Below are 17,924 nucleotides of genomic sequence, written 5' to 3'. Positions count from 1 at the left end.
CTCCCGAATTCATTTGAATCTCCACTTCCTGCAAGTAGAATGCCACGCCCCGGCGAAGGACTGCCAGGCCAAACCTATAAGAAATACCAGGTTATGGACGCGCGGCATCCTCGGTAGTGTTGGCCTGATAAACGGCCGCTGCCCGCCAGGCCGATACAACACAAGGAATGTATGCATGTGGCGTGAAATTGCCCCCGACCAGCAGTACAACGTGCAAGTCGATGGCCACAACCTCGTGGTCTACAGCTTCGGCGAAGGCGATGAGGTGCTCTTGTGTCTCAACGGCGGGCCGGGCCTGCCGTGTGACTACTTGCGCGACGCCCATGGCTGGCTCAAGGACCATGACCTGCGAGTGGTTGCATTCGACCAGCTTGGCACAGGCGCATCAGCCAGACCGACCGATGTTTCCCTGTGGGAAATCCGCCGTTATGTCGAAGAAGTCGAAACCGTACGCCAAGCCCTTGGCCTCGGCCGCGTGCACCTGCTCGGGCATTCCTGGGGCGGCTGGCTGGGCATCGAATACGCCATCCATTACCCCGACAGGCTGAAAAGCCTGATCCTCGAGAACACCGTCGGCGACATCCCGCATCTTTCTCAAGAACTCGAACGCCTGCGCGGCGCGCTGGGCAGTGAGACCGTGGCGATGATGCAACGCCACGAAGCCATGGGTACCCTGGATCACCCGCAGTACCAGGCCGCGATCACCTTGCTCAACTATCGCCACGTCTGCCGCCTGGACGAATGGCCCGAACCGGTCAAGCGCTCCCTCGGCGACTGGAACATGGGCCCCTACGAAACCATGCAGGGTCCCAACGAATTCCTCTACGTCGGCAACCTCAAGGACTGGAACCGCATCCCCGAGATGGCCGCTTTCAACATGCCGATCCTGATCACCACCGGCCAGCACGACGAACTCACCCCAGCCTGCGCCATGCGCATGAAGATGGCGGCCAGACACGCCGAACTGCATGTATTTCCCAACAGTAGCCATATGCCGTTCTATGAAGAGCCACAGGCTTATTTTCCGGTACTGTTGGACTTTCTCGCTCGCCACCGAGGCTGACAGATGAACCTGGCGCGCTACCGTTTTGTACTGTCCCGGCCACTGCAATTGCTGCCGGTACTGTTTGGCATCAGCCTGATCACGTTTGTGCTGGTGCGCTCGATTCCTGGCGACCCGGCGCGGGCCCTGCTGGGCTCGCGCAGCACGCCGGATGCCTTGCTGAAAATCCGCGCCCAGTACGGCCTCGACCAGCCTTTGTGGCAGCAGTATTTCTATTTCCTGAAGAACCTGCTCAAGGGCGATCTCGGCCAATCACTGCTGTACAAAGTCGACGCCTTGAAATTGATCGTCACCCGCATCGAACCCACCCTGGTGCTGGTGCTTGGCAGTGTGGTGCTGGCACTGCTGATTGCGGTGCCGCTGGCGACGTGGGCGGCGCGCAATAAAGGCGGGTGGGCGGACAACCTGATCCGCGTGTTCACCACCGTGGGCCTGGGCATGCCGGCGTTCTGGCTGGGCCTGATGCTGATCCTGCTGCTCAGTGTGCAATGGGGCCTGTTCCCGGTGTCCGGCTACGGCCGTACCTGGCTGGACAAGGCGCACCATATGGTCTTGCCGTGCCTGACCATCGCCCTGGCGCTGTCGGCGGTGCTGGTCCGCAACCTGCGGGCGAGCATGTTGATGGAGCTGCAGGCCGACCACGTCACTGCCGCGCGGGCCCGTGGGCTGTCGGAAGCTGCGGTGTTCCGTCGCCATGTGTTGCCCAATTCCCTGGTGCCGGCGGTCAACCTGCTGGCGGTGAATATTGGCTGGCTGATCAGCGGCACCGTCGTGATCGAAAGCCTGTTCGCCATTCCCGGCATCGGCCAGTTGCTGGTGCGCGGCATTTTTACCCGCGACTACATGGTGGTGCAGGGCGTGGCGATGGTGCTGGCGTGCGCGACGGTGGTGGTCAACTTTATCGCCGACGTGGTCACGGTGGCCCTCGACCCTCGGGTGAAAATGCAATGAGCAGCCGTCCACTGATTGCCCCATGGCGCCTGCGTCTGCGGTTTGGCTTTCGCAATGGCCGCCTGACGGCCGCGTGGGGGCTGTTGATCCTGCTGGTATGGTTGGTCCTGGCGCTATGTGCGCCGTGGATCGCGCCCTATGACCCGATCGCGCAGAACACCGACATCAGCTTGCTGGGGCCGAGCCTGGCCCATCCATTCGGTACGGATAACTACGGTCGAGACATCCTTTCGAGGGTGATCTGGGGCGCGCGCGTCGATCTGCAACTGGCCATTATCGGGGTGATTTTCCCGTTCATGATCGGCACGTTTGTCGGCGCGGTTTCCGGCTATATCGGCGGGCGCTTCGACAGTTTCTGCATGCGCGTGATCGATGTGATCCTGGCGTTCCCGTTCCTGGTGTTGATGCTGGCGATCATGGCTATCCTCGGTCCGGGCCTGAAGAGTTTTTATATCGCCATGGCGCTGGTGGGCTGGGTGTCGTATGCGCGGCTGATCCGCTCACAGATCCTGGTGCTCAAGGAAAGCGACTTCGCCCTGGCGGCCAAGAGCCTGGGCTTTGGCCATGGGCGCATTCTGTTCCGACATTTGCTGCCGAATGCGATGTTTGGCTCGATTGTGTTTTCCATGTCTGACGCGGTGCTGGTACTGCTCAACGGTGCCGCCGTGAGCTACCTGGGCCTGGGCGTGCAACCGCCGACGGCGGAGTGGGGGACGATGATTGCCGAAGGGCAGGCGTTTATCACCACGGCCTGGTGGATCTGCACCTTTCCGGGGCTGGCCATCGTGACCCTGGCCATGGGCTTCAGCCTGCTGGCCGATGGTGTGGCGCAAGTGCTGGGGGATCGCTCATGAGCCTGCTGCAGGTGCAAGACCTCAGCGTGATCGCCAACAACGCCGGGCGCGATGTGACCTTGGTCGACCGCGTGTCCTTTGACCTGGCCGAAGGCGAGATCCTCGGCCTGGTGGGTGAAAGCGGCTCGGGCAAGACCATGGCCTGCCGTGGCTTGATGCGCCTGTTGCCGTCGCCCAACCTGCGCGTGCAGGGCGGTGCGGTACGCCTGGCGGGCCAGGACCTGCTGCAACTGGATGACGCCGGCATGCGGGCGGTGCGTGGCGGGCAGTTGGGCATGATCTTCCAGAACCCCAGCAGCCACCTCGACCCCTTGATGCGCATCGGCGATCAGATCGCCGAAGGCATCCGCCTGCATCAGGGCGCGTCGAAAAAAGACGCGCGCCGACAAGCCATCGAAGTGTTGCGCCAGGTGGGCATTCCCGATCCCCAGGCACGGGTCGACAACTATCCCCATGAATTTTCCGGTGGCATGCGCCAGCGCGCGATGATCGCCGTGGCCCTGGGCTGCAACCCGAACGTATTGATTGCCGACGAGCCGACCACGGCGTTGGACGTGACCGTGCAGGCGCAGATCCTGCGCCTGCTGCTGGACCTGCGTGACCAGCGCGGCCTGTCGCTCATCATGATCACCCACGACCTCGGCGTGGTTGCGCAAACCTGTGATTCCATCGCCGTGATGTACGCCGGGCGCCTGTGCGAGCACGGCAGCAAGTACGACGTGCTCGCCCATCCGCAACACCCCTACACAGCCGGCCTGATTGATTGCCAGCCGACCCACGGCAGTGGTCCTGGGTTGCTGCGTACCATCCCCGGCCAGCCGCCCTTGCTCGATGCGTTACCCGACGGCTGCCGCTTCAACCCGCGTTGCCCGCAGGTCGGCGCGTTGTGCACCGAACGGTTGCCCGAAGGCGCGCGCGTGGCCTGTCACTACCCGTTGGGAGCACGCCCATGAGCCTGTTGCAGATCAAGAACCTCGAGGTGCGGTTCGCCGCGTCCGGCACGGGGGTGTTCGGCCTGAACAAGCAGTGGGTGAAGGCGGTGAACGGTGTGTCGCTGAACCTTGCAGCCGGTGAAACCCTGGGGTTGGTGGGGGAGTCCGGCAGCGGCAAAAGCACCCTGGGCCGCGCGATCCTGCACCTCAACCCGATCAGTGCCGGGCAGGTGCTATTCGATGGCATCGACATGGCCCATGGCAGCGCGATCGACATCGTGCGCCTGCGCCAGGAAACGGCGATGATCTTCCAGGATCCCTACGCCGCGTTGAACCCGCGCCACACCATCGGCGAAACCATCGCCGAGGTGCTGCGGGTGCAGCGCAAAGTCCCGGCAGAGCGTATCCCGGCTCGCGTCAACGAACTGCTTGACCTGGTCGGCCTGCGCCCCGAACTGGCCAGTCGCAAACCCGGCGCCCTCAGTGGTGGCCAATGCCAGCGTGTCGGTATTGCCCGGGCGCTGGCGGTGGAGCCGCGCTTGATCATCGCCGATGAATGCGTGGCGGCCCTGGATGTATCGATCCAGGGCCAGATCATCAACCTGCTGTTGGAACTGCAACAGCGCATGAACCTGGCGATCCTGTTTATCGCCCACGATTTGGCCATCGTGCGGCGCCTGTGCGACCGCGTGGCGGTGATGTACTTGGGCAAGATCGTCGAGGAAGGGCCGGTGGAAGCGGTCTTCACCTCGCCGCGCCATCCGTATACGGCGGCGTTGATCGAGGCGATTCCGGAGATCGATCCGCACCGGCCCTTGCCGACGCAGCCGTTGCCTGGCGAGCCGCCGAGCCCGCTGAATTTGCCTACGGGCTGTGCCTTCCACCCGCGTTGCCGGTACGCCCGGACGATGTGTTCCGTGGTATTGCCGCCTACCCATTCCCTGCACGAGCATCGATACAGTTGCGTGCTTGAAGAACCGTTGACCCTACCTGCCCATCATGAACAAGGAGTTATGACATGCAATCGCGCCACTTGAAGTTGCTCGCCGCTGCTACGTTGACCGCGTGGTCCCTCACTGCCGGATTGGCGCAAGCCGCCGGCGTCCTGACCATCGGCTGCCGTGAAGACAGCACCACGTTCGACCCGATCAAAAGCGCGCAAAACCGCGATACCTGGGTATTTGCCAACGTCTACGACACCCTGGTACGCGTGGACAACCTGGGCACCAAGATGGAGCCGGGCCTGGCTGAAAGCTGGGATATTTCCAAGGACGGCCTGACCTACACCTTCAAGCTGCGCGATGCGAAGTTCTCCGACGGTTCGGCGATCACCGCCGAGGATGCAGCGTTCAGCCTGTTGCGCATCCGCGATAACAAGGCTTCGTTGTGGGCTGACCCCTTCAACCTGATCAACACAGCCAAGGCATCAGACCCGCACACCCTGGTCGTCACGCTGAAGACTCCGGCGGTGGCTTTCCTCTCGCAACTGGCCTCGCCGACGGTCTCGATCCTGTCGGAAAAAGCCATGACCAAAATGGGTGAAGACGCCTACTCGGAAAATCCGGTGACCTCCGGCGCGTTTACCGTGGACGAATGGCGCAAGGGCGACCGGGTCATCCTGAAGAAGAACCCGAACTTCTGGCAGGCCAAGAAGGTCAGCCTGGATGGCGTGGAGTGGGTCTCCGTGACCGACGACAATACGCGGATGCGCATGGTGCAGAACAACGAGCTGGACACGGCGATCTTCGTACCGTTTTCCCGGGTTGAAGAGCTGAAGAAAGACAAGAACGTGGTGATCCACTCCGACCCGTCCACCCGTGAAGATCACCTGCTGATCAATCACGCCCACGGTCTGCTGGCCAAGCAGGAAGTACGCGAGGCGCTGGACATGGCCATCGACAAGCAGTCGCTGGTGAAAACCGCGACCTACGGTCAGGGCACGGTGGCCTATTCCTACATTCCGAAAGGCTCGTTGTTCCACTACGCCAACAACCTGCAACGCCCGTATGACCCGACCGCCGCCAAGAAACTGTTGGAAAAGGCTGGCGCGAAGGACTTGAAGCTCAACTATGTGGTCAACGCCGGCAACGAAGCCGACGAGCAGATCGCGGTGATCATCAAGGACCAGTTGGCCAAGGTCGGCGTGACCGCCAACCTGCAGAAGGTCGATCCGACCCAAAGCTGGCAGATGCTGGTGGACGGTGAGTACGATATTTCGGTGATGTACTGGACCAACGACATCCTCGACCCGGACCAGAAGACCACCTTCGTGCTGGGCCATGACACCAACCAGAACTACATGACCCGTTACAAGAACGACAAGGTCAAGGCACTGGTGGCGCAAGCGCGCATCGAGGCGGACCCGGTCAAGCGTGAGCAGATGTATGTGGAACTGCAGAAGCTGGCGAAACAGGACGTAAACTGGATCGACTTGTACTACAGCCCGTACATCAACATCTCACGCAAGAACGTGAGCAACTTCCTGCAAAACCCGCTGGGCCGTTTCACCCTCGAAGAAGTGGTGAAAAACTAACCCTGCGCACCTGATGTGGGACGGGACCTGTGGTGAGCGGGCTTGCCCCGCGTTGGGCTGCGAAGCGGCCCCATAGAGTCACCGCGATCTAACAGAAAGACCGCGGTGTCAGATTTTAGGGCCGCTTCGCAGCCCAGCGCGGGGCAAGCCCGCTCACCACAAAAGCCCGCTTCCACAGCGGCTTCGCGGTGTTCAGGGCCTATTGCGCGTCGAACGCCTGGCCGTTGATGCCCGTACTGTCCGGCCCCATCAGGTACAGGTACACCGGCATGATCTCTTCCGGAGCAGGCCGCTCCATCGGGTTTTCCCCGGGATACGCCTGGGCGCGCATGCTGGTGCGCGTGCCACCTGGATTGATGCTGTTGGAGCGAACCGCTGCCACATCCTCAAGCTCATCGGCCAAGGTTTGCATCAAGCCTTCGGTCGCAAACTTCGACACGCCATAAGCGCCCCAGTAAGCCCGACCCTTGCGCCCGACGCTGCTGGAGGTGAACACCACCGACGCATCCTGGGACAGCTTGAGCAGCGGCAACAACGTGCTGGTGAGCATGAACATCGCATTGACGTTGATGTGCATCACCCGCATGAAGTTCTCGCCGGACAACTGCTCGATCGGCGTACGTGGGCCGATGATCGAGGCGTTGTGCAGCAGGCCGTCGAGGTGGCCGAATTCCTTTTCGATCATCGCGGCCAGCTCATCGTATTGATGAGGCAGGGCGGTCTCCAGGTTGAACGGAATCACCACCGGTTGCGGCTGGCCGGCCGCTTCGATTTCGTCATACACCTTGGCCAGGTTGGCTTCGGTCTTGCCCAGCAACAGCACGGTGGCGCCATGGGCGGCGTAGGTTTTCGCCGCCGCCGCGCCAATGCCGCGACCGGCGCCGGTCACCAGGATCACCCGGCCTTTGAGCAGTTCTGGACGTGCAGAGTAATCAAACATAAAAAGCCTCGACAGAGTTCAACATGTTTCAGCACCAAACTTGAGACCGGTGGAGATCCCCTGTGGGAGGGGGATCTTCATAGGTCAACTGGGTTGGCGAACCATCAGCAACTGCACAGCGCGTTATCCAGCACCTTGCGCAGTTCCAGTGGATGATCCACCACCACATCCGCGCCCCAGTGGCGCGGGTTGTCGTCCGGGTGGATGTAGCCATAGGTGACCGCCGCCGTGCGGGTGCCGGCGTCGCGGCCGGACTCGATGTCGCGCAGGTCATCGCCCACGAACAGCACGCTGGCCGGGTCCAGGCCGAGCATCTTGCACGCCAGGATCATCGGCTCCGGATCCGGCTTGCTGTTTTTCACGTGGTCCGGGCAGATCAGCAGCGCCGAACGCTCGGCCAGGCCCAGTTGCTGCATGATCGGCTCGGCAAAGCGCAGTGGCTTGTTGGTGACCACGCCCCAGATCAGCTTGGATTTCTCGATGTCTTCCAGCAGTTCGGCCATGCCGTCGAACAGTGTGCTGTGGACCGCACAACCCTTCAGGTAACGCTCGAGGAATTCCAGGCGCAACTCTTCAAAGCCGGGGGATTCCGGGTCCATCGAGAAGGTCACGGCCACCATCGCCCGCGCACCGCCGGAGATTTCATCGCGGATATGCTGTGGGTTGATCGGTGGCAGGTCGCGGTCGGCGCGCATCGCCTGGCAGATGGCGATAAAGTCCGGCGCAGTGTCCAGCAGGGTACCGTCCATGTCGAAGAGAACCGCTCGCAACTTCACAGGCTTACTCCTCGCGCAGGGTCTGGATCATGTAGTTGACGTCAACGTCGCTGGCCAGTTTGTAGTGCTTGGTCAGCGGGTTGTAGGTCAGGCCGATGATGTCCTTGACGGTCAGCCCGGCCTGGCGGCTCCACGCACCCAGTTCGGACGGGCGGATGAATTTCTTGAAATCGTGGGTGCCGCGCGGCAGCAGCTTCATGATGTATTCGGCGCCGATGATCGCGAACAGGTAGGCCTTGGGGTTGCGGTTGATGGTGGAGAAGAACACCTGGCCGCCCGGCTTGACCATGCGGAAGCAGGCGCGGATCACCGACGATGGGTCTGGCACGTGCTCCAGCATTTCCAGGCAGGTGACCACGTCGAACTGCTCAGGCATTTCCTCGGCCAGGGCTTCGGCGGTGATCTGGCGATATTCCACGCTCACGCCGGATTCCAGCTGGTGCAACTGGGCCACGGCCAGCGGCGCTTCGCCCATGTCGATCCCCATCACGGTGGCGCCGCGCTGGGCCATGGCTTCGCTGAGGATGCCGCCGCCGCAACCAACGTCCAGCACCTTCTTGCCGGCCAGGTTGACGCGTTCGTCAATCCAGTTGACCCGCAGCGGGTTGATGTCGTGCAGGGGTTTGAACTCGCTTTCGCGGTCCCACCAGCGGTGGGCCAGGGCTTCAAACTTGGCGATTTCGGCGTGGTCGACGTTGCTCATGGTGAATCCTCTAAATCTGATAAATCGGTTTGTCGGTCCTGAACACGCAGGTTCAGAGCCAGCGTTATTCGGTGTGCCCGCCGATGCGTTTTCCCCAGGCAATGGCCGTGGTGGTCAACTGTTGCTCATCCATGCGGGTGAGTTGCCGGTCGTCGAGCAACTGCTTGCCGGCGACCCAAAGGTGTTTCACGCAATCGCGTCCGGTGGCATATATAAGCTGTGAGACCGGATCGTAGATCGGTTGTTGCGCCAGCCCCGTCAGATCGAAGGCGACCATATCCGCCGCCTTGCCCACTTCCAGGGAGCCGATTTCACTTTCCAGGCCCATGGCACGCGCACCGTTGAGCGTAGCCATGCGCAGCGCACGGTGGGCGTCCAGGGCGGTGGCCGAACCCGCGACGGCCTTGGCCAGCATCGCGGCGGTACGGGTTTCACCCAGCAGGTCCAGGTCGTTGTTACTGGCGGCGCCGTCGGTGCCGATGGCCACATTGACGCCCGCCTGCCATAGACGCTCCACCGGGCAGAAGCCACTGGCCAGTTTCAGGTTCGATTCCGGGCAATGGATCACGCTGGTGTTGCTTTCTACCAGCAAAGCCAGGTCGTCCTCGCTGATTTGGGTCATATGAACGGCCTGGAAGCGCGGGCCCAGCAAGCCGAGGCGTCCCAGGCGCGCCAACGGCCGCTCGCCGGTCTGTTCGACGGCCTGTTGTACCTCGAAAGCGGTTTCATGCACATGCATATGGATCGCGGCGTCCAGCTCTTCGGCGATGACCCGGATCTTTTCCAGGTTGGCATCGCACACCGTGTAGGGCGCGTGGGGGCCGAAGGTGATCTTGATGCGCGGATGGTGCTTGAGGTCGCCGAACAGCTCGATGCCCTGGCGGATCGCCTCATCGGCGGTGCCGGCGCCGGGAATCGGGAAGTCGAGGATCGGAATCGCGATCTGCGCACGCATGCCGCTGTTGTGCACGCAATCGCTGGCGACCTTGGGGTAGAAGTACATGTCCGAGAAGCAGGTGATACCGCCCTTGAGCTGCTCGGCAATGGCCAGGTCGGTGCCGTCACGCACGAAGGCCTCGTCGACCCACTTGGCTTCGGCGGGCCAGATGTGTTTTTCCAGCCAGGTCATCAAGGGCAGGTCATCGGCCAGGCCGCGAAACAGGCTCATCGCCGCATGCCCGTGGGCGTTGATCAGGCCGGGACTGAGCAGCATGCCCGGCAGTTCGCGCACTTCAGCGGCCGACAGCTTCAACGCCGCAGCCCGTGGACCGATAAAGGCGATACGCCCATTGCGGATGCCCACGCCATGGTCCTTGAGCACCACGCCGGCGGGTTCGACAGGTACCAGCCAGGTTGGCAGTAGCAATAAGTCGAGCGGGGCGGCAGTGGAGGTCATCGCAGGCTTCTTCCCGGGCAGCTATAAAAGAAGCGCGAAGTATACCCGAGCGTCCTGGCTGGCGGATCGCTATAATCGGCGGCTTTTGTTGATGAGTACGGGGTGACGGATGCGCGATCGACTGTTGGCAGCGGAGAAAGTGAAGGCCATCGATTGGCGTGATGGCACGCTGCACCTGCTCGATCAACGCGCCCTGCCGTCCCAGGAGCGCTGGGTGGCCTGCTCCACGGTCGATGCAGTGGCTGCGGCCATTCGCGCCATGGTGGTGCGTGGCGCATCGGCGATCGGCATCAGCGCGGCCTATGGCCTGGTGCTCGCCGCTCGCGAGCGTATCGCCGAGGGCGGTGACTGGCAGGCCGCCTGGGAAGAGGACTACGCACTACTGGCCGATACCCGTCCGACCGCCTCGAACCTGTTCTGGGCGCTCAAGCGCATGCGCGATCGCCTGGATCGCGTCAAGAAGCACGCCGATCCGCTGGCGGTGCTGGAGGCCGAAGCGATCGCTATCCATGAAAGCGACCGGGAAGCCAACCTCGTCATGGCCCAGTTGGGCGTTGAGCGGATTCGCAAGCATCAGGGCAATGCCCAGGCGATCTTGACCCATGGCAACTCCGGCGCCTTGGCAACCGGCGGTGTCGGCACGGCCCTCGGGGTGATTCGCGCGGCGTTCCTGGAAGGCTTGGTCGAGCACGTCTACGCCAATGAAACCCGCCCATGGCTGCAAGGCTCGCGGCTGACCGCCTGGGAACTGGCGGGCGAGGGGATCCCGGTCACCGTGAATGCCGACTCCGCCGGCGCGCATCTCCTCAAGACCAAGGGCATCACCTGGGTGATCGTCGGCGCCGATTGCATTGCCGCCAATGGCGATGTGATCAGCAAGATCGGCACCTATCAATTGGCGGTGTGCGCCATGCACCACGGCGTGCGTTTCATGGTGGTGGCGCCGAGTTCGAGCCTGGACCTGATGATGGCCACGGGTGACGATGTGGCCTTGGAGGAGCGCGATCCCGGTGAACTGCTGGAGGTCATGGGGCAGCGCTTGGAGGTCAATGCGTTTAATCCGGTATTTGATGTGACCCCGGCCGACCTGATCGATGTGATCGTGACTGAGAAGGGCGTGGTTGAGCGGCCGGATACGGCGAAATTGGCCAAGCTGATGTGCCGTAAGCGGCTGCATTGAGGGCTGTGGTGTCTGTGAAATGGCTATCGTGGGCAAGCCCCCTGCCACATTTTGACTGTTCACAATTAAAGTGTGGGAGGGGGCTTGCCCCCGATTGGCCCGGAAAGTCAATAAAACCCTCGGATCCGCCCTCAAAAAAAAGCACCACCCCATCTCTGAGCCCCTCTGGTCCTCTTCAAGCCTGTCATCCGTCAAATTACTAGTCTCCATGCGCATCAGGGGGATAGGTGCGTGGCGGCGATTGTGATAACATCCGGCGGTTTCCAGGGCCGCCCCCAGGGGTTGTCCATAACGTGCAGATCCGTGTCATAACTCGTTGATTTGTCGTAAGTCGTTGTCAGGCAGTGTGCCGGCGACGGCGAGCTTCGTTCGTCCCATATGGATGCGACGAGGTTTCACCCGAAAAAGGAATCAGGCTTCTCATGGGCGAACTGGCCAAAGAAATCCTCCCGGTCAATATCGAAGACGAGCTGAAACAGTCCTACCTCGACTACGCGATGAGCGTAATTGTCGGTCGGGCACTGCCTGATGCGCGCGATGGCTTGAAGCCCGTGCACCGGCGTGTGCTGTTCGCAATGAGCGAGCTGGGTAACGACTGGAACAAGCCGTACAAGAAATCTGCCCGTGTTGTCGGTGACGTGATCGGTAAGTATCACCCTCACGGCGACACTGCGGTGTACGACACCATCGTTCGGATGGCCCAGCCGTTTTCCCTGCGCTACCTGCTGGTAGACGGCCAGGGCAACTTCGGTTCGGTCGACGGCGACAACGCCGCGGCCATGCGATACACCGAAGTGCGCATGACCAAGCTGGCGCACGAGCTGCTGGCCGACCTGCATAAAGAAACCGTGGACTGGGTGCCGAACTACGACGGCACCGAAATGATCCCGGCGGTCATGCCGACCCGGATCCCCAACCTGCTGGTCAACGGTTCCAGCGGTATCGCCGTGGGCATGGCCACCAACATCCCGCCGCACAACCTCGGTGAAGTCATCGACGGTTGCCTGGCCCTTATCGACAACCCTGAGCTGACCGTCGATGAGCTGATGCAATACATCCCGGGCCCGGACTTCCCGACCGCCGCGATCATCAACGGTCGCGCCGGCATCATCGAAGCCTACCGCACCGGTCGCGGCCGCATTTACATGCGCGCCCGCTCGATCATCGAGGACATCGACAAGGTCGGTGGCCGCCAGCAGATCGTCATCACCGAACTCCCGTACCAGTTGAACAAGGCGCGTCTGATCGAGAAGATCGCCGAGCTGGTTAAAGAGAAGAAACTCGAAGGCATCACCGAACTGCGCGACGAATCCGACAAAGACGGTATGCGCGTGGTGATCGAGCTGCGTCGTGGCGAAGTGCCTGAGGTGATCCTCAACAACCTCTACGCCCAGACCCAGCTGCAAAGCGTGTTTGGTATCAACGTGGTTGCACTGATCGACGGCCGCCCACGCATCCTGAACCTCAAGGACCTGCTGGAAGCCTTCGTGCGTCACCGTCGCGAAGTGGTGACCCGCCGTACCGTGTTCGAATTGCGCAAGGCCCGTGAACGCGGTCACATCCTGGAAGGCCAGGCTGTAGCGCTGTCGAACATCGACCCGGTCATCGCCCTGATCAAGGCCTCGCCGACCCCGTCGGAAGCCAAGGAAGCCCTGATCAAGATGCCATGGGAATCCAGCGCCGTCGTGGCGATGGTTGAACGTGCCGGTGCCGACTCGTGCCGCCCGGAGACCCTGGACCCGCAATACGGCCTGCGTGACGGCAAGTACTTCCTGTCGCCGGAACAGGCTCAGGCCATCCTGGAACTGCGCCTGCACCGCCTGACCGGCCTGGAACACGAGAAGCTGCTGGCCGAGTACCAGGAGATCCTCAACCAGATCGGCGAGCTGATCCGCATCCTCAACAGCGCCGTGCGCCTGATGGAAGTGATCCGCGAAGAACTGGAAGTGATCCGCGCCGAATACGGCGACGTGCGCCGCACCGAAATCCTCGATGCGCGCCTCGACCTGACCCTGGGTGACATGATCCCGGAAGAAGAGCGCGTGGTGACCATCTCCCACGGTGGCTATGCCAAGACCCAGCCATTGGCTGCGTACCAGGCCCAGCGTCGTGGCGGTAAAGGTAAATCGGCTACCGGCGTGAAGGATGAGGACTACATCGCCCACCTGCTGGTCGCCAACAGCCACACCACGCTGCTGCTGTTCTCCAGCAAGGGCAAGGTGTACTGGCTCAAGACCTACGAAATCCCGGAAGCCTCCCGCGCTGCCCGTGGTCGTCCGTTGGTCAACCTGCTGCCGCTGGACAGTGATGAATACATCACCACCATGCTGCCGGTCGAGGAATACACAGAAGGTCACTTCATCTTCATGGCCACCGCCAAAGGCACCGTGAAGAAGACCCCGCTGGAATCCTTCAGCCGCCAGCGCAGCGTGGGCCTGATCGCCCTGGAGCTGGACGAAGGCGACGTGCTGATCAGCGCGGCCATTACCGATGGCGAGCGTGAAGTCATGCTGTTCTCCGACGGCGGCAAGGTCACTCGCTTCAAGGAATCCGACGTTCGCGCCATGGGCCGTACCGCCCGCGGTGTGCGCGGCATGCGCCTGCCGGAAGGGCAGAAGCTGATTTCGATGCTGATCCCGGAAGAAGGCAGCCAGATCCTCACCGCTTCCGAGCGTGGTTATGGCAAACGCACCGCCATCAGCGAGTTCCCGGAGTACAAGCGTGGCGGCCAGGGCGTTATCGCCATGGTCAGCAACGACCGCAACGGCCGTCTGGTCGGCGCGGTCCAGGTGCTCGATGGCGAGGAAATCATGCTGATTTCCGACCAGGGCACCCTGGTGCGTACCCGTGTGGCCGAAGTGTCGAGCCTGGGCCGTAACACCCAGGGTGTGACCTTGATCAAGCTGGCCAAGGACGAAAAACTGGTCGGCCTGGAGCGTGTCCAGGAACCATCGGAAGTCGAAGGCGAAGAGCTGGAAGGTGAGGAGTTCGAAGGCGAGGTGATCGCAACCGGCGATGACAGCGTCGACGAGCCAACCCTCGATGCTGCCGCAGACGAAGAAGAACCGCAGGAATAAGCGGACACACAGGGGGCGGATGAAGATTCGCCCCCTTGTTGTTTGTCCCCTTTGAAAGAACAACGCCGCCCCCTGTAGGAGCGAGCTTGCTCGCGAAAATCGTCAACGATAACGCGAGCTGCCTGATGCGCCCTTGCGCTCTCGGGTTTTTCGCGAGCAAGCTCGCTCCTACCGTGTTTGATTTCAGTCCCACCAGATCAGAGAGATTGGATGTGAGCAAGAGAGCCTATAACTTCTGTGCCGGTCCCGCGGCGCTTCCTGAAGCAGTCCTGCAGCGTGCGCAGGGTGAACTCCTCGACTGGCATGGAAAAGGCCTCTCCGTGATGGAAATGAGCCATCGCAGCGATGAGTTCGTGTCCATTGCCACCAAGGCCGAGCAGGATCTGCGCGACTTGCTCGACATCCCATCCAACTACAAAGTGCTGTTCCTGCAAGGCGGTGCGAGCCAGCAGTTCGCCCAGATCCCGCTGAACCTGCTGCCGGAAGACGGCACTGCCGACTACATCGACACCGGTATCTGGGGGCAGAAGGCTATTGAAGAGGCTTCGCGCTACGGTCATGTCAATGTGGCCGGCACCGCCAAGCCCTACGACTACTTCGCCATTCCCGGTCAGAACGAATGGAAGCTGTCCAAGGACGCGGCCTACGTGCACTACGTCGCGAACGAAACCATTGGCGGCCTGGAGTTCGACTGGGTGCCGGAAGTCGGCGACGTTCCGCTGGTGTGCGACATGTCCTCGGACATCCTCTCGCGGCCTATCGATGTGTCGCGCTACGGCATGATCTACGCCGGCGCGCAGAAGAACATCGGCCCGAGCGGCATCCTGGTCAATATCGTGCGTGAGGACCTGCTGGGTCGCGCCCGTTCACTGTGCCCGACCATGCTCAACTACAAGGTCGCGGCCGACAACGGCTCGATGTACAACACCCCGCCGGCCTTCGCCTGGTACCTGTCGGGCCTGGTGTTCGAGTGGTTGAAGGAGCAAGGCGGTGTCGCCGCCATGGGCAAGCTCAACGAAGAGAAGAAGCGCACCCTGTACGACTTCATCGACGCCAGCGGTCTGTACAGCAACCCGATCAACCTCACCGACCGCTCGTGGATGAACGTGCCGTTCCGCCTGGCCGATGACCGCCTGGACAAGCCATTCCTGGCCGGTGCCGACGCCCGTGGCCTGCTGAACCTCAAGGGTCACCGTTCGGTAGGTGGCATGCGCGCCTCCATCTATAACGCTGTGGACATTCACGCGATCAACGCGCTGGTTGCCTACATGGCAGAGTTCGAAAAGGAACACGGCTAATGTCTGAACAAGAACTCAAGGCCCTGCGTGTACGCATTGACAGCCTGGACGAGAAAGTCCTGGAGCTGATCAGTGAGCGTGCGCGCTGCGCCCAGGAAGTGGCACGGGTGAAGATGGCGTCCCTGGCGGAGGGCGAAGTGCCGGTGTTCTACCGGCCGGAGCGTGAAGCCCAGGTGCTCAAGCGCGTCATGGAGCGTAACAAGGGCCCGCTGGGCAACGAAGAGATGGCGCGGTTGTTCCGTGAAATCATGTCGTCGTGCCTGGCGCTCGAGCAGCCGCTGAAAGTGGCCTACCTCGGCCCGGAAGGCACCTTCACCCAGGCGGCGGCCATGAAGCACTTCGGCCACGCGGTGATCAGCAAGCCCATGGCGGCCATCGACGAGGTGTTCCGTGAAGTGGCGGCCGGCGCGGTGAACTTTGGCGTGGTGCCGGTGGAAAACTCCACCGAAGGCGCGGTCAACCACACGCTGGACAGCTTCCTTGAGCACGACATGGTGATCTGCGGCGAAGTCGAGCTGCGCATCCACCATCACCTGCTGGTGGGTGAAAACACCAAGACCGACAGCATCAGCCGCATCTATTCCCACGCGCAGTCCCTGGCCCAGTGCCGCAAGTGGCTGGATGCGCATTACCCGAATGTGGAGCGCGTGGCGGTGTCCAGCAACGCCGAAGCGGCCAAGCGGGTCAAGGGTGAATGGAATTCGGCGGCGATCGCCGGTGATATGGCGGCAGGCCTGTATGGCCTGACGCGCCTGGCCGAGAAAATCGAGGATCGCCCGGACAACTCCACGCGCTTCCTGATGATCGGCAGCCAGGAAGTGCCGCCGACCGGCGACGACAAGACTTCGATCATCGTCTCCATGAGCAACAAGCCCGGCGCGCTGCATGAGCTGCTGGTGCCGTTCCACGACAACGGGATTGACCTGACGCGCATCGAGACGCGTCCTTCGCGCAGCGGTAAATGGACTTACGTGTTCTTTATCGACTTCATTGGCCACCACCGCGATCCGCTGGTCAAGGGCGTGCTGGAGAAGATCAGTCAGGAAGCCGTGGCACTCAAGGTGCTGGGCTCTTACCCGAAAGCGGTTTTGTGAGGCTTTAACATGAGTGGCAACTTCCTCGCCCTGGCCCAGCCGGGCGTGCAACAACTGTCGCCTTACGTTCCGGGCAAGCCTGTGGACGAGCTGGCGCGTGAGTTGAACCTGGATCCTTCCAAAATCGTCAAGCTGGCGAGTAACGAGAATCCACTGGGCCCAAGCCCCAAGGTATTGGCGGCGATTCGCGAAGAATTGGCCGAGTTGACGCGTTACCCGGACGGCAATGGCTTCGCCCTCAAGTCCCTGTTGGCAGAAACATGCCGGGTCGAGCTGAACCAGGTCACCCTGGGCAACGGTTCCAATGACATACTCGAGCTGGTCGGGCGTGCCTACCTGGCGCCGGGCCTGAACGCCGTGTTCAGCGAGCACGCGTTTGCGGTCTACCCGATCGTCACCCAGGCGGTCGGTGCCGACGCCCGTGTGATTCCTGCCAAGGACTGGGGCCATGACCTGCCGGCCATGCTGGCCGCCATCGACGCCCAGACCCGCGTCGTGTTTATCGCCAACCCGAACAACCCGACCGGCACCTGGTTCGATGCGCAGGCGCTCAACGACTTCCTGCAGGACGTGCCTGAGCATGTACTGGTGGTGTTGGACGAGGCCTACATCGAGTACGCCGAAGGCAGCGACCTGCCGAACGGCCTGGATTTCCTGGCGGCCTACCCGAACCTGCTGGTGTCGCGCACCTTCTCCAAGGCCTATGGCCTGGCCTCGCTGCGGGTCGGCTATGGCTTGTCGACAGCGGTGGTGGCCGATGTGCTGAACCGCGTACGCCAGCCGTTCAACGTCAACAGCCTCGCCCTGGCGGCAGCCTGTGCGGCGGTGAAGGATGCCGAGTACCTGGAAGAAGGTCGCCGCATCAACGCAAGCGGCATGCTGCAGTTGCAGGATGGCTTCCGTGCGTTGGGCCTGGGCTGGATTCCCTCCAAGGGCAACTTCATCTGTGTCGACCTTGGTCAAGTGGCCGCCCCGGTATTCCAGGGGCTGCTGCGCGAAGGTGTGATCGTGCGGCCGGTGGCCAACTACGGCATGCCGAACCACCTGCGGATCACCATCGGCTTGCCGGCTGAAAACAGCCGCTTCCTGGAGGCGCTGGCCAAGGTCCTGGCTCGTGGTTGATGTCA

Annotated in this window: 15 protein-coding genes; 11 read left to right on the top strand and 4 right to left on the bottom strand. The window is 62.1% G+C overall.

Annotated elements, in window-relative coordinates; all coding sequences use genetic code 11:
* Positions 1-175: 175 nt before the first annotated feature.
* Genes Q8X51_RS14395 through Q8X51_RS14370 form a run of 6 tightly spaced genes read left to right on the top strand, consistent with a single transcriptional unit; the run spans position 176 to position 6,333 of the window.
* Positions 176-1,063: a proline iminopeptidase-family hydrolase gene (locus Q8X51_RS14395; RefSeq protein ID WP_027604191.1), complete on the top strand. Its 888-nt coding sequence runs from the start codon at positions 176-178 to the stop codon at positions 1,061-1,063.
* A 3-nt stretch (positions 1,064-1,066) separates the two neighbouring features.
* Positions 1,067-2,014, top strand: coding sequence for an ABC transporter permease (locus Q8X51_RS14390; protein ID WP_027604190.1), 948 nt, complete (start codon positions 1,067-1,069; stop codon positions 2,012-2,014).
* Positions 2,011-2,868 carry an ABC transporter permease gene (locus Q8X51_RS14385; RefSeq protein WP_065928124.1) on the top strand — a complete coding sequence of 286 codons (858 nt, stop codon included), beginning with the start codon at positions 2,011-2,013 and terminating at the stop codon, positions 2,866-2,868. The genes Q8X51_RS14390 and Q8X51_RS14385 overlap by 4 nt, the downstream gene beginning before the upstream one ends.
* Positions 2,865-3,821: an ABC transporter ATP-binding protein gene (locus Q8X51_RS14380; RefSeq protein WP_065947416.1), complete on the top strand. Its 957-nt coding sequence runs from the start codon at positions 2,865-2,867 to the stop codon at positions 3,819-3,821. Before Q8X51_RS14385 ends, Q8X51_RS14380 begins: the two co-directional genes overlap by 4 nt.
* The gene (locus Q8X51_RS14375) at positions 3,818-4,837 is read left to right on the top strand and encodes an ABC transporter ATP-binding protein (protein WP_065928122.1); all 1,020 of its coding nucleotides are present in this window, start codon (positions 3,818-3,820) and stop codon (positions 4,835-4,837) included. Before Q8X51_RS14380 ends, Q8X51_RS14375 begins: the two co-directional genes overlap by 4 nt.
* Positions 4,819-6,333, top strand: a complete 1,515-nt coding sequence (locus Q8X51_RS14370; RefSeq protein WP_407693332.1) for an ABC transporter substrate-binding protein — start codon at positions 4,819-4,821, stop codon at positions 6,331-6,333. Before Q8X51_RS14375 ends, Q8X51_RS14370 begins: the two co-directional genes overlap by 19 nt.
* A gap of 199 nt (positions 6,334-6,532) precedes the next feature.
* Here the strand turns inward: Q8X51_RS14370 and Q8X51_RS14365 are convergent, their stop codons facing one another.
* The 4 genes from Q8X51_RS14365 to Q8X51_RS14350 all read right to left on the bottom strand — a co-directional run bounded on the left by Q8X51_RS14365 (position 6,533) and on the right by Q8X51_RS14350 (position 10,148).
* Positions 6,533-7,273 (bottom strand): YciK family oxidoreductase, encoded by a 741-nt coding sequence (locus tag Q8X51_RS14365; protein ID WP_407693333.1) that lies wholly within the window; start codon positions 7,271-7,273, stop codon positions 6,533-6,535.
* Positions 7,274-7,377: 104 nt separating this feature from the next.
* Entirely contained in the window at positions 7,378-8,049 is a 672-nt protein-coding gene (gene mupP / locus Q8X51_RS14360) for an N-acetylmuramic acid 6-phosphate phosphatase MupP (protein WP_065928119.1), read from the bottom strand.
* 4 nt (positions 8,050-8,053) lie between these two features.
* Positions 8,054-8,752, bottom strand: a complete 699-nt coding sequence (ubiG, locus tag Q8X51_RS14355; protein WP_003172645.1) for a bifunctional 2-polyprenyl-6-hydroxyphenol methylase/3-demethylubiquinol 3-O-methyltransferase UbiG — start codon at positions 8,750-8,752, stop codon at positions 8,054-8,056.
* A gap of 64 nt (positions 8,753-8,816) precedes the next feature.
* Positions 8,817-10,148 (bottom strand): TRZ/ATZ family hydrolase, encoded by a 1,332-nt coding sequence (locus Q8X51_RS14350; RefSeq protein ID WP_330214221.1) that lies wholly within the window; start codon positions 10,146-10,148, stop codon positions 8,817-8,819.
* A 109-nt stretch (positions 10,149-10,257) separates the two neighbouring features.
* Here Q8X51_RS14350 and mtnA point away from each other — a divergent pair, with 109 nt between their 5' ends.
* The 5 genes from mtnA to hisC all read left to right on the top strand — a co-directional run bounded on the left by mtnA (position 10,258) and on the right by hisC (position 17,919).
* Entirely contained in the window at positions 10,258-11,328 is a 1,071-nt protein-coding gene (mtnA, locus tag Q8X51_RS14345; protein WP_407693334.1) for an S-methyl-5-thioribose-1-phosphate isomerase, read from the top strand.
* A gap of 422 nt (positions 11,329-11,750) precedes the next feature.
* Positions 11,751-14,405, top strand: a complete 2,655-nt coding sequence (gene gyrA, locus Q8X51_RS14340; protein WP_065928116.1) for a DNA gyrase subunit A — start codon at positions 11,751-11,753, stop codon at positions 14,403-14,405.
* Positions 14,406-14,617: 212 nt separating this feature from the next.
* On the top strand, positions 14,618-15,703 hold the full coding sequence (gene serC / locus Q8X51_RS14335; protein ID WP_065939348.1) for a 3-phosphoserine/phosphohydroxythreonine transaminase: 1,086 nt from the start codon (positions 14,618-14,620) through the stop codon (positions 15,701-15,703).
* Positions 15,703-16,797 (top strand): prephenate dehydratase, encoded by a 1,095-nt coding sequence (pheA, locus tag Q8X51_RS14330; protein ID WP_003172650.1) that lies wholly within the window; start codon positions 15,703-15,705, stop codon positions 16,795-16,797. Before serC ends, pheA begins: the two co-directional genes overlap by 1 nt.
* 9 nt (positions 16,798-16,806) lie before the next feature.
* The gene (hisC, locus tag Q8X51_RS14325; RefSeq protein ID WP_092359025.1) at positions 16,807-17,919 is read left to right on the top strand and encodes a histidinol-phosphate transaminase; all 1,113 of its coding nucleotides are present in this window, start codon (positions 16,807-16,809) and stop codon (positions 17,917-17,919) included.
* Positions 17,920-17,924 lie beyond the last annotated feature (5 nt).

Source organism: Pseudomonas sp. Yb2C2 (assembly GCF_052112325.1).
Lineage (GTDB): Bacteria > Pseudomonadota > Gammaproteobacteria > Pseudomonadales > Pseudomonadaceae > Aquipseudomonas > Aquipseudomonas marginalis.
This window is presented reverse-complemented; position numbering and strand designations above follow the sequence as displayed.